General features: G+C 68.0%; 9 protein-coding genes. 6 read left to right on the forward strand and 3 right to left on the reverse strand.

From position 1 onward, the window contains the following. Positions 1 to 207: 207 nt before the first annotated feature. Positions 208 to 1,800, forward strand: coding sequence for a D-alanyl-D-alanine carboxypeptidase/D-alanyl-D-alanine-endopeptidase (gene dacB / locus ABH928_RS07155; RefSeq protein WP_370063284.1), 1,593 nt, complete (start codon positions 208 to 210; stop codon positions 1,798 to 1,800). A gap of 116 nt (positions 1,801 to 1,916) precedes the next feature. Here the strand turns inward: dacB and pepN are convergent, their stop codons facing one another. After that, complete coding sequence (pepN, locus tag ABH928_RS07160) at positions 1,917 to 4,511, reverse strand: aminopeptidase N (protein ID WP_370063286.1); 2,595 nt, start codon at positions 4,509 to 4,511, stop codon at positions 1,917 to 1,919. 177 nt (positions 4,512 to 4,688) lie between these two features. Between pepN and ABH928_RS07165 the strand changes: the two genes are divergently transcribed. From ABH928_RS07165 to ABH928_RS07185, 5 genes are all read left to right on the forward strand, one after another. Continuing rightward, a complete protein-coding gene (locus tag ABH928_RS07165) occupies positions 4,689 to 5,429 on the forward strand; it encodes a hypothetical protein (RefSeq protein ID WP_370063288.1) in 741 nt (246 codons plus the stop codon). Positions 5,430 to 5,438: 9 nt separating this feature from the next. Further along, positions 5,439 to 6,092: an alpha/beta family hydrolase gene (locus ABH928_RS07170; protein WP_370063290.1), complete on the forward strand. Its 654-nt coding sequence runs from the start codon at positions 5,439 to 5,441 to the stop codon at positions 6,090 to 6,092. 121 nt (positions 6,093 to 6,213) lie between these two features. Continuing rightward, positions 6,214 to 6,492, forward strand: coding sequence for a hypothetical protein (locus ABH928_RS07175; protein ID WP_370063292.1), 279 nt, complete (start codon positions 6,214 to 6,216; stop codon positions 6,490 to 6,492). Continuing rightward, positions 6,492 to 7,844 (forward strand): WXG100 family type VII secretion target, encoded by a 1,353-nt coding sequence (locus ABH928_RS07180; protein ID WP_370063294.1) that lies wholly within the window; start codon positions 6,492 to 6,494, stop codon positions 7,842 to 7,844. Before ABH928_RS07175 ends, ABH928_RS07180 begins: the two co-directional genes overlap by 1 nt. 55 nt (positions 7,845 to 7,899) lie before the next feature. Continuing rightward, a complete protein-coding gene (locus ABH928_RS07185; protein WP_370063296.1) occupies positions 7,900 to 9,246 on the forward strand; it encodes a S8 family serine peptidase in 1,347 nt (448 codons plus the stop codon). Between the two features lie 102 nt (positions 9,247 to 9,348). Here the strand turns inward: ABH928_RS07185 and ABH928_RS07190 are convergent, their stop codons facing one another. Next, positions 9,349 to 11,100 (reverse strand): PQQ-binding-like beta-propeller repeat protein, encoded by a 1,752-nt coding sequence (locus ABH928_RS07190; protein ID WP_370063298.1) that lies wholly within the window; start codon positions 11,098 to 11,100, stop codon positions 9,349 to 9,351. A 566-nt stretch (positions 11,101 to 11,666) separates the two neighbouring features. Continuing rightward, on the reverse strand, positions 11,667 to 12,065 hold the full coding sequence (locus ABH928_RS07195; RefSeq protein ID WP_370063300.1) for a hypothetical protein: 399 nt from the start codon (positions 12,063 to 12,065) through the stop codon (positions 11,667 to 11,669).

Genomic DNA, 12,065 nt, shown 5'->3' on the forward strand with positions numbered 1-12,065 from the left:
CGCATCATCACCTCTGCTGCTGCCACGGGCGAGTGAAAGGCCGGGAGCGGAGGTAGGGAGCCGTCCCGGCCGAGGTACCACTGAGGTGCTCACAGCAGCTCCGCACGCAGCTCCGCTCGGAGCTCTGCTCGGAGCACCGCTCGGAGCACCGCACGCACCTCCGCACGCAGGGCCATGCCGTCGGCACGGGCCGGAACAGGTGAATGGATGAGTCTGACCGCCAGACCCTGGCGTCGCTGGGCCACGGCCCTGACCGCGGCGCTGGTCACCGCGTTGACGACAGCGGCAGGGGGCCCCGCCGCCGCGCACCGGGACGCCGCCCTCAGTCCCGACATCGAAGCGATCATGCACAAGCCCGCCTACGCGCACGCGCAGTGGGGCCTGCTGGAGATCGACGACCAGACCGGTCGGGTCATCCACTCCCAGTACCCCGACCAGATGTTCGTCCCCGGATCGACCGCCAAGCTGGTGGCCGTCTCCGGGGCGCTGCACGTGCTGGGCGCCGACTACCGGTTCAGCACGCCCGTGCGGCAACTCGGCACGCGGCACGGGTCCACTCTGGACGGGGCGCTGTCCCTGGTGGCCAAGGGTGACCTGACCATGGGCGGCCGGACGCGCCCGGACGGGACGGTGGACTACCGCCCGGTCGACCACACCTACGCCAACGACGTCCCCGGCGCGCAGCTCACCCCGGAGGACCCGCTCGCGGGCATCGACCAGATCGCCCAGCAGGTCCGCCACTCGGGCATCACCCACGTGCAGGGCAACGTCGTCGTCGACAACCGGCTATTCACCACGTTCCCGGCCTTCGACCCGGCGCCGGATCCGCTGATCATCAACGACAACGTCATCGACCTGCTCTCGACCGCGACCACGCCGGGCCACGCGGCCAAGCTGCTCTGGCGTCCTCAGGTCGCGCCGTACCAGGTCACCTCCAGCGTGCGGACCGTGGCTGCGGGCGGCACGACGAACATCGCTGTGACCGCGTCACCCGACGGCACCCGGATCCACCTCTCCGGCACCATCGCCGCGGGCTCGCAGCCGCAGCTGCGCATCTCCAACATCCAGAACCCGGCGGCCTTCGGGCGCACCGCCCTGATCGAGGCGCTCCGGCGCGCGGGGGTCACCGTCAGCGCCGCCCCGACCGGACCCAACCCGGTCCGGCTGCTGCCCGGCTCCTACAGCGGGCCGACCGTCGCCGCCTACGTGTCGCCGGTCTTCTCCCAGTACGTGAAGCTGATCTTCAAGGTCAGCCACAATCTCGGGGCCAACCTGGCGGTCTGTCTCCAGGCGGTCTCCGCGCACAGCCACCAGTGCGGTGACGGCTTCCCGGTGCTCCACCGGTTCCTGGTGCAGGCCGGGATCGATCCGATGCAGTTCCAGCTGCTGGACGGGCGCGGCGGCAACCCCACCGACCGGGTCACGCCCAAGGGCATCAACGAGATCCTGCACTACTGGCTGCACACCCCGGACGCGAAGGTCTTCCGCGACGCGCTGCCGCTGCTGGGTGTGAACGGCGGGCTCGCCGACGTCTGCCTGGGCAGCCCCACCTGTCCCGGCAAGGGCAAGGTCTGGGGCAAGACCGGCGTGACGGCCACCGAGGACGCCCTCAACACGCAGATCGCGGAGGGCGGTCTGGCCATCGGCGGCTACATGGAGGTCTGCGCCGGCCACTACTACACCTACTACCTGGTCATGAACGGCGGCGCGACGCCGGACATCAACGGTGTCATCGACGGCATCAACGACCTGGCCCGGATCGCCGGTCTGCTCCAGGAGCAGGCGGCAGGCGGTCACTGACCACCCGTCGGAATCACGACGGAGGGTGGTGCCCGGCGCGTGAAGCGCCCGGCACCACCCTCTGTCGTTCTCTGTCGTGCTCCGTCGGTCAGCGGTCAGCCACTACCGAACCGGGTTCACGCCCCCGCGGCGTGGTCCGCCGCCTGGGCGCGCAGCGCGCGCTCGACGCCGGAGCGGGACTCGACGACCATGCGGCGCAGCGCCGGGGCCGGGTCGTTTGCCGCGAGCCACGCGTCCGTGGCCTCCAGGGTGTCCGTGGAGACCTGGATCGTCGGGTAGAGGCCGACGACGATCTGCTGGCCCATCTCGTGCGAGCGCTGCTCGAAGATGCCCTTGATCGCGGCGAAGTACTTCTCCGTGTAGGACGCCAGCAGGTCCGCCTGCTCGGTCTGCATGAAGCCGCGGATCACGGCCTCCTGCACGGTGTTGGAGAGCGTCTCCGCCTCCACCACGGAGGCCCAGGCGGCGGCCTTGGCCTCCGCCGTCGGGCGCGCCGCACGGCAGGTGGCGGCGTGCGCCTCACCCGCGGCCGTGGCGTCGCGCTCCAGCTCGTCCATCACCGCGGCCTCGTCGGCGACACCGGCGGCCGAGAGCCGCCCGAGCAGTGCCCAGCGCAGCTCCGTGTCGACGGCCAGGCCCTCGATCTCGACCGAGCCGTCCAGCAGGCCGGACAGCAGCGCGAGGTGCTCGACGCTCGACGCCGAAGCGGCGAACGCCCGCGCCCACGCCAGCTGGTGGTCGCTGCCCGGCTCCGCGCCGCGCAGCAGCTGCTCGGCGGCCTCGGCCAGCTTGGCCCGGCCGGTGGCCTTCCACTCCGGCGCGGCGTAGAGCTCGACGGCCAGCTTGACCTGACGCTGCAGCGACTGGACGACGCCGATGTCCGTCTCGCGGCTGACGCCGTGCAGGACCAGCTCCAGGTAGTCGCGGGTGGCCATCTCGCCGTCACGGGTCATGTCCCAGGCGGCGGCCCAGCACAGGGCGCGCGGCAGCGAGTCGGCGAAGTCCGCGATGTGCTGCGTGACGTTGGCCAGCGAGACCTCGTCCAGGCGGATCTTGGAGTAGGTGAGGTCGTCGTCGTTCAGCAGGATCACCGCCGGACGGTCGCGGCCGACCAGCTGCGGAACCTCCGTCAGCTCGGCCGCCTCGATGTCCAGTTCGATCCGCTCGACGCGCTTGAGCGCCGCGCCGTCCAGTTCGTAGAGGCCGATCGCGATCCGGTGCGGACGCAGCACCGCCTCGCCCCGGGCACCCGCCGGAAGCGCCGGGGCCTCCTGGCGGACGGCGAAGGAGGTGATCACACCGTCGGCGCCGACCTCCAGCTCGGGACGGAGGATGTTGATACCGGCTGTCTCCAGCCACGCCTTCGACCAGGCCTTCAGGTCGCGTCCGGAGGTCGCCTCCAGCGCGGTCAGCAGGTCGGAAAGGCGGGTGTTGCCCCACGCGTGCCGCTTGAAGTACGCCTGCACGCCCGCGAAGAACGCGTCCTGGCCGACGTAGGCGACCAGCTGCTTCAGCACCGACGCGCCCTTGGCGTAGGTGATGCCGTCGAAGTTGACCTGGACGTCCTCCAGGTCGTTGATTTCCGCCATGATCGGGTGGGTGGACGGCAGCTGGTCCTGGCGGTAGGCCCAGGTCTTCATCTCGTTGGCGAAGGTCGTCCAGATGTTCGGCCAGCGGGTGCCCTCGGCCTCGGCCTGGCAGACGGTCTCCGCGAAGGTCGCGAACGACTCGTTCAGCCAGAGGTCGTTCCACCACTCCATGGTGACCAGGTCGCCGAACCACATGTGCGCCAGCTCGTGCAGGATCGTGGTCGCCCGGCCCTCGTAGGCGGAGTCCGTCACCTTGGAGCGGAAGACGTACTGGTCGCGGATGGTCACTGCGCCCGCGTTCTCCATCGCGCCCGCGTTGAACTCCGGCACGAACAGCTGGTCGTACTTGGAGAACGGGTAGGCGAAGTCGAACTTGTCCTGGAAGTAGTCGAAGCCCTGGCGGGTCACGTCGAAGATGTGGTCCGCGTCCAGGAACTGCGACAGCGAGGGACGGCAGTAGATGCCCAGCGGCACCCGCTGCTCGCCGTCCGGGCTCACGTACTCGCTGAACACGCCGTAGTACGGACCGGCGATCAGCGCGGTGATGTAGGTGGACATCCGCGGCGTGGCCGGGAACCGGTGCACCTCGGTGTTCTCCACCTCGCCCTTCTCCGGCTCGGGGGAGACCTCGTTGCTGATGACCTTCCAGCCGGTCGGGGCCGTGACGGTGAACTGGAAGGTGGACTTGAGGTCCGGCTGCTCGAACGAGGCGAACACGCGGCGCGCGTCCGGGACCTCGAACTGCGTGTAGAGGTAGGTCTGCTGGTCGACCGGGTCGACGAAGCGGTGCAGGCCCTCGCCGGTGCTGCTGTAGGCGCAGTCCGCTACGACGCGCAGCTCGTTCTCGGCCGCGAGCGACGGCAGCGTGATCCGGCTGTCCGCGAACACCTCGGCCGGGTCGAGCGCCACCCCGTTCAGGGTGACCTCGTGCACGGCGGGCGCGATCAGGTCGATGAAGCTGGATGCACCCGGGGTGGCGGCGGTGAACCGGGCGACGGTGGTGGACCGGAACGTGCCTCCCTCCGCCGCCGCGCTCAGGTCGAGCTCGATCTCATAGGCGTCCACGTGCAGGAGCGCGGCCCGGGTCCGGGCCTCCTCACGGGTCAGGTTGGTGCCAGGCACGCTGCGTGACTCCTTTGTCGACTGTCGTCATTGACGTCATTGACTCTGTCTTCGGTCTTCGCTGGCATCTTTGCACGTCCTGCCGGGGTCACCGGGTGCATTACGCGGAGCGCGATGGTGGTGCCCGGTACCCACCGGTACGGTGTGTGGCCGTATGTCGGTGTGAAGGGGGACGATATGGACGCGGGGGACACGTCGATGGGCGTTCCGTCGGATTCGTCGGATCTGTTGCAGTCGTTGACGGCATTCACCGTCCTGGTCGACTACGGCCGCGGTCACACCACTTTTCTGGTGTACCCGGCCGGGCAGCAGCAGCCGATCGTGCGCATGCACAAGGACTATCCGTACGACGTGCACGTCCGGCCGTACTACGTCTACCCGGCGTTCGGTCCGCAGCAGTTGCTCGGCTACGTCAAACTCGGGCAGGCCTGGGACGCCGGGCAGGTCCTGGTGGGCGGGACGAGGCCGAACGGCCGACGCCTCGACTTCGACGCGGCACCGATCGTGCAGCAGGGTCTCCCTGAAACGCTCACCGCGGTGCGCCAGGAACTGAATGGCGGCCGCCGTGCGGCGCGTACTGCATTCCGGCTGCTGGACGAGTTCGCCCCAGGGTTCGGCCTGGGCGGCCGTGGCCGAAGCGTAGAGGACGCGATCTTCTCCGCCCACATCCGCTGCACCGGCCCGACATCGCCGGGCTTCGACCTCGTCCGCAACGCCGGCCCGACCGCCGTCTACGAAGTCGTCGTCCATGACCCCCGCCTCTCCCGCCTGGTCGTCCTCGCCTACCTGGAACGCTTCAGCACCTGGTCGGACGGTGACGTCCGGGCGGCGGCGGTGACGGCGACCACCAACCCCTTCCGCAACCTGACGGAGAATCGCCGGATGCGCCGCGAAAAGCAGCAGCGCGAGGGGTCCTAGGCTGGGCGTATGCGTGCGACCCCTGGCAGTGCGACCGAACTCGTCCCGACCGACGTCGGCGACGCCCGGATCACCTGGCACCACCGCGACCGCGCCCCGCACGGCGTCCTCCTCCTCGGCCACGGCGCGGGCGGCGGCATCGAGGCCCCGGACCTCCAGGCGATCGCGGCGGGCGTCGACTCCGTCGCGGTCGGGCTGGTCGAACAGCCCTGGCGCGTGGCCGGAAAGCGCCTTGCGCCCGCGCCGAAGACCTTGGACGCGGGGTGGCTCCCGGTCGTCGCGCATGTGCGGGAGGCGGTCGGGCCGGACGTTCCGGTTTTCGTCGGTGGGCGCAGCGCGGGCGCGCGGGTTGCCTGCCGCACGGGCGCTGGGACGGGTGCGGCGGGCGTCGTGGCCCTCGCCTTCCCGCTCCACCCACCAGGCAAGCCGGATCGTTCGCGGGCCGACGAACTGCTGGCCACAGGCATCCCGACGCTCGTCATCCAGGGCGCCCGCGACCCCTTCGGCAGCCCGGACGAGTTCCCTCCGCTCCCGAAGCAGACGCACCGTCTGATCGCGCTCCCGGCAGGCAATCACGCCTTCGCGGTGCGTAAGTCGGAGGTGGACGTCATCCCTCCGCTGGTGGAGGCCGTGGGGGACTGGGTCTCGGTCCGTATCCGGTAGCGAACTTGTCGGCGAACATCCCTATCATGTACATGGGCCGGTACGAACGAACGGGGAGGCGGTCGCAGAGATGGCAGCCGGGAATGGGTACGAGGTAGACCTCGGGTACCTTCAGCAGGCGATGACACAGCTTCAGAGTGTCGCGGATGGCTTGGATCCCACGAAGGGCAAGGCCAAGTACCAGACGAACCTGACGCAGAGTCAGTTGGGTAGTCATGGCTTCCTGGAGGCTCAGGCGCTGCTGAGCGCGCATCAGGCGATGCAGACTGACGTCACCAACATGATCGGGACCTTGCAGCAGATGATCCAGGAGTTCCAGGGCAAGACGAGTAGTGCCCACAAGGCCTACTCCGACCAGGAAACGAACACCGCTGGCGGGTTCAACAAGGGGATGTCCTGATGCCAGACGCATACGGTGAGTACCAGGCGGAACAGGCCTACATCAAGCAGCAGCAGGAAGAGCAGAAGCAGGGCGACGCGGCCTGGAAGAAGTTCCTTCAGCAAGATGCTGGTGGGAAGACGGGCAATGCGGGCTTCACCACCAACTTTGAGGCTGCCGCAGGTTACGACGCCCTCCATGCCATGATCCGGGATGCTGACCCTGTGGCGATGCGGACGGCCGGCGACCACTGGGCTGGTATCGCCACTGAACTGCAGGCAACAAGCAAGCTGCTCTCGACGACCGTCAACACCGTGCTGGAGCACTGGTCCGGTGCATCCGCGGATGCATTCCGGCAGAACGCCTCTGACCTGAACGAAAGCCTGAACAACGGCGCTCAGTATGCGTCCCTCACGTCGACCGCGGTGTACAGCGCGAGTGACGCCTTGTTGAGTGCTCAGCGGAATTTCCCGAGCAAGCCGGGCTTTTGGGACAAGGTTGGAAGTGCGCTGGGCGGCGAGAGCGACGTTCAGTTCCATGAAGACGCCGTGAAGTACGGTCTGACGAAGGCCCTTCAGATGGACGGCGGCCAACTGAGTGCCATGGAGCAGGCGCATCAAGAGGCCGTTGTGCTGATGCAGAACCTCGGGCAGTCGTACAACGATGCGACGGCCAAGTTGGCTGGCGGGCCAGGCACAAAGGATGGTCCGTGGAAGGTTTGGCCCCAGCCGCCGACTTCTACCTCTCCCGTCGGCAGCCCGGTCGGTGGCACCCCCCTCCCGCCGAACCAGGGTGGAAACGTTGCGGTCAAGCCCATCACGGGCGGCGGCGTAACCGGTGGCACCTTCACCCCCGGCGTCAACAACGGTGGGTCGGTGCTCCAGGGCGGAGGCAACGTGGGCGGAATCCACGGTGGTCAGCTCGGAGGTAACAACTGGGGCGTCGGCGGCAAGCTCGACGGTGTTGCGGGAGGGCTCCACAGCGGCCTTAGCACCGGCGGTGGCTTCGGCGGTGGCGGTGGGGTCGGTGGCGTCGGCGGTCTCGGTGTTGGCGGCGGAGCTGGCGGAGCTGGCCTCGGTGGTGGCATGGTTGGAATGTCGGGCCTTGGCGCGAGTGGCCTGGCTGGCGGCGCTGGTTCTGGCAGCGCGGCGGGTGAGGCCGGTGGCGTTGGCGAAGAAGCTATGGCGGCTGGTGAAGGCGAGGGGGCTGCAGGCGCTGGTGGCGAGGGCGGCATGGGTGCGGGCGGCCTGGGCGGTCTCGCGAACGCCGCCGGCAAGAAGAAGCAGCGTAAGGGCCGCGCCGAGTACCTCGTCGAGGACGAGGAGACCTGGGGCGTCGACGCTCCGGTGAACCCGGGCGTGATTACGTTCTGAGATTCAAGTAGTGTCCTGCTCGACTGTTGAACGTACGCGAGCGGGGTGACGGGGTATGGGCTTCAAGCGAGCACTGCACGCAATCGGAGGGGCAGCGCTCGCTGGAGCCCTCGTCATTGGCGTGTCGCCAGTGGCACAGGCCAATGACGGAGCCCGTGCGGCGCAGTGGCCGTTGAAGGTGTACGGCGCCGAGAACAACCTGGTGTGGAACCACTCCACTGGCAAGGGCATCACGGTCGCTGTCATCGACTCCGGAGTGCGGGCCACCCACGTCGACCTGACCGGACAGGTGCTCCCCGGTACGGATTTCGCATTTGGCGGCAACGGCTGGACCGACCACTCCCCAATTGGGCACGGAACCGGCATGGCCAGTCTCATTGCGGGGCACGGACATGGGCCGAACGGTGAGGACGGCATCATGGGCCTCGCACCTGGTGCCAAGATCCTGCCAATTGGAATCGGTGCCGGCGTTGAGAGCCTTGGCGGCGGCAGTGACTATGTGCCTCAAGCCATCCGCTACGCCGTCGACCATGGGGCTCAGGTCATCAACATGTCCATTGGTGCGGCGGCGCCGACCGTAGCTGAGGAACAGGCGGTCGCATACGCCGAGCAGCATAACGTTGTCCTTGTGGCTGCCGCAGGCAACGATGGCAACTCCACGCAATCTTACCCCGGCGACTATCCAGGTGTGGTCAAAGTTGGTGCCGTCGATCAGTCCACCAATATCTGGCCCAAATCGGATTCGGGCAACATTACTGTGGTGGGTGCTGGAGTTGCACTTCTTCAAGACGGAGGCGCCAGCGACACTCAGATGGGTCAGGCTGACGGTACCAGCGGCGCTGCTGCTTATGTGTCTGCCATTGCAGCGCTCTTCCGTTCTGCCTACCCGAGCTTGACGGCAGGTCAGGTCGTCAACCGGATCATCAAGACGGCAATCATGCCCTCGGGCCACACCGCTCCCGATCCGCAGTATGGCTACGGTGTTGCTTCGCCGGACTTCACCACCAACGTCTCGGCTGGCCCGGCTGCCGGTCCGTTGCCGCAAGCGACTGGTGCGCCGTCGGATTCGTCGTCGTCCCCCAGCGCAGCACCCGTGACGACCGGGACCAACGCGAGCAGCGGTTCGTCCGGCAACGGGATGGCTATCGGCCTTGGAGCCGTCGGTGGCGTGGTGCTCCTGGTCATCATCGGCGTGGTCATCGCGCGCACTCGTCGTCGCGGTGGAAGCGGTGGTGGCGGTGGTGAGCCGGCGTACCCGACGGCGCCCCCGTACCCGAACGCTCCGCAGCAGCCCTACCAGCCGCCGACGGGCCAGTATGGTGGCCAGCCGCAGCAGCAGCCGTACCAGCAGATGCCGAACAACCCCTACCAGCAGCAGGGGCAGCCGCCGCGTCAGCAGTAGTTGATGCGAGTGTTTGACTGATCGACGCGGCCCCGGGACGACAGTCCCGGGGCCGTTCTGCGCGGACCTGACGCAGAGCAGACCCTGCCAGTCAGCCGACAGTTACTTGTACTCGTGGATGCCCGGCAGCACGGATCCGGAAGTGACCAGGTACACCCGAGGGTGCGCGGAACCGCTCCCAGGAACCACGAGTGGGCCCGGGCTGGCGGCGGTGATTTCGGGCCCCGATGAGTACGGCATCGTTGCGAGGGTGGTTGCCGCGCCCGTTGTCGGGTCCAGTGTGACGAGCGCGCCGTTGCCGCTCCCTCCCATGGGAGGAGGGGAGGAGACAGCGAAGATCGTGCTCCCGCTTGCTTGCGGAGCGAGGGCCAGAGCGGCCCCAGCCTTGTTGTCGCCGCTATACGTCCAGAGGACCTTGTTGCTCGTCACGTCGATGGCTTCGACTTCGAACATGTCGTCCGAGCTGTTCGGCATTTTGGCCGTCGTCTCGGACACCAGGGTGTTGCCCACCATCTGCACGAGCGGCGTGTTGCTAACGCCACCGCCCTGGCCGCTGGACTCGAGCCCGCTGGCGGCGCTGACAGGGGTCGGGTTGCCGCTGCTGTCGTAGACGTTGGTGCTGCCGTTGCCGCTTTCGTCCTGAACCTGTGCGACCAGCGGGCTGGCCGCGAAAGCAGCTTGGACCGTGTACCCGTTCGAGACGGGCTTCTGCCAAAGCTGTGCGCCCGTCGTCGCGTTCAGAGCAGTCATCATGTAGGGCTGATTGGCCTCGGAACACATGTCGCCGATCAGGATGGTGTTTCCCGCACCCGCGGCACTGTCACTGCATGACGGATCGCGCGGCTTGTACGTCCATGTCGGGGTGCCGCTGTTGAGGTCGAATCCTCCGATCACGGTGTCGCTGACAACGGCGGCGACGTTGCCGTTGAGGAGGGTGGTCGCGTTCCCGGGCGTGCTACCGGAGCTGGGGGAACCGGCCAGCGACGCGTGCCAGAGCACGTGGCCGGTGGTGGTGTCCACGCCGACTACGGCGGTGCAGGTGTGGGCGTCGGTCCCGTAGGCGATGGTCCCGACTCCGGACGACGACACCGTGGACGACATGCTGCACGGGACGTTGGCTCCCGTGGGCGGCTGAACGGTCCATACGAGGCTGCCGGTGGCGAGGTCATACGCCCGCACCTCGTTGGTAGTGGTTCCGCGGATCAGGTTCTTGTCTGTGATCCAGGTGCCGACCAGTTGCTCCTTAAAGGGGCCGACGGGGGTACTCCAGCCGGAAGCCAGCGCGGGAGCGCTGCCCCCGCCGGTCAGCGGGTTGCCACCGCCACCGCCGCCGCTGAACACGAAGACCGCGACGATGATCAGGATCAGCGCGAGGCCGCCGCCGATCGCGCCGTAGAGCAAGCCCTTCTTCGGGCCGCCCTGACCTGCGGGCGGCATCGGTGGCATGCCCTGTATCGGCGGGGCCATGGTCGGCTGCTGGCCGGGGACTTGCTGGTAGGGGCCGGGCTGGCCGGGCATGGGCTGGCCCTGTGCGTAGGGGCTGCTCTGCGGGTACGACCCCTGCGGCACGAACTGGCCCTGCTGGTACGGGACCTGCCGGTAGGGGCCGGGCTGGCCGAACGGCTGCTGCTGCGGCATGGGCTGGCCCATCGGCGGTGCAGTGGGAGGCATCCCCGGCTGGCCAGGTTGAGCCTGCGGCGGCACAGGTGGCATGCCCTGCTGCGGTTGCGCGGTGGGGTAGCCGTAGCCCGCCGCTGCCGCGGGTTGCTGCGGCGGTATGTTCTGGTTCGGGTATCCATAGCTCGGTGCACCCGGCGCAGGCATGGCGCCGTTGCCCGGCGTCTGGTCGGTCATCCCCCGTGTCCTCCTTGCGTCACGCGCCGACTGGCGTTCAGTCAGCGTGGGGACGGTGATCTTGCGGCCCGTCCCGCGGGTCATCGTAGAGGGCATGCGGGAGCGGGCTTCCATCGGTCCACAAGGCCTCCCCATGTCGATGGGAAGCTCGTCTTGGGCCGGCTTCCTCGTCGTCGTGGTCATGAGGACCTGGTCGCCATGGTCGGAACCCTGCGGGAGATCGCCGCGACGTTCCCTCCGGCCACGGAAGGGCAGCCGTGACAGCAATCCCGCCCGCAGACGGCGACGTCAGGCGGCCGCTCCTGCAGAGGTCCTGATGCCGCGTAGGGCAGTCCTCTTGCGCGGAGTGCGCCTGTGCGGCCCGCGCGCCTGCGGCGTGGCGCTGACCAACTCGTTGTCGCCAGGTGGCTGTCCGAACCGGGCCTCGAAGCCAGCCGTGAACCTTGAGGTGAGCTCAGTTACCCGGCATGCCCAGCATTTGAGGTTCTCGCCAGCGACGGCCACCGCGGAGCCCGTTCACTCGAAGATGTCACGATGTCCAAACTCGGTCTGGCAGTGGCAGACGCTCACTTGGGCCACTCGAACCTGTAGAGGTTCGCATCCCGATCGAAGGTGACGTGGACATCGTGGCCAGGGAGGCAGAACTCCTCTTCAAGCCACCTGAGGATCGCCACCGCGAGACCTTCGGGCTGATAGTCCGATTCGACATAGGAGACTGACTCCACCACGACTGTCACGGCCTGGGGGGCGCAGACCGTCATCACTTCGTCAGCGGCGAACGCGAAGCCGCGGGCGAGTTGCGCCTTTTCTGCCGCGGATAGGTTCACCCCGTCCTCGATGTCCAGGATCGGTCGCTGCGAACTGGCCATGCCCCCAGATGGGTCGCGTCGGTCGGCCCGGGCCGTTAGGGCGACGCGAATTCCCCATGATCCCTTGATGACTTTGAATGTGTATGTCCTGGACAT

This window comes from Streptacidiphilus sp. MAP5-3 (genome assembly GCF_041262505.1).
Lineage (GTDB): Bacteria > Actinomycetota > Actinomycetes > Streptomycetales > Streptomycetaceae > Streptacidiphilus.

Bases quoted from the DNA above. Each gene is read 5' to 3' on its own strand.
- dacB (WP_370063284.1), top strand. From the start codon at position 208: ATGAGTCTGACCGCCAGACCCTGGCGTCGCTGGGCCACGGCCCTGACC.
- ABH928_RS07165 (WP_370063288.1), top strand. From the start codon at position 4,689: ATGGACGCGGGGGACACGTCGATGGGCGTTCCGTCGGATTCGTCGGAT.
- ABH928_RS07170 (WP_370063290.1), top strand. From the start codon at position 5,439: ATGCGTGCGACCCCTGGCAGTGCGACCGAACTCGTCCCGACCGACGTC.
- ABH928_RS07175 (WP_370063292.1), top strand. From the start codon at position 6,214: ATGACACAGCTTCAGAGTGTCGCGGATGGCTTGGATCCCACGAAGGGC.
- ABH928_RS07180 (WP_370063294.1), top strand. From the start codon at position 6,492: ATGCCAGACGCATACGGTGAGTACCAGGCGGAACAGGCCTACATCAAG.
- ABH928_RS07185 (WP_370063296.1), top strand. From the start codon at position 7,900: ATGGGCTTCAAGCGAGCACTGCACGCAATCGGAGGGGCAGCGCTCGCT.
- ABH928_RS07190 (WP_370063298.1), bottom strand. From the start codon at position 11,100: ATGACCGACCAGACGCCGGGCAACGGCGCCATGCCTGCGCCGGGTGCA.
- ABH928_RS07195 (WP_370063300.1), bottom strand. From the start codon at position 12,065: ATGTCCAGGACATACACATTCAAAGTCATCAAGGGATCATGGGGAATT.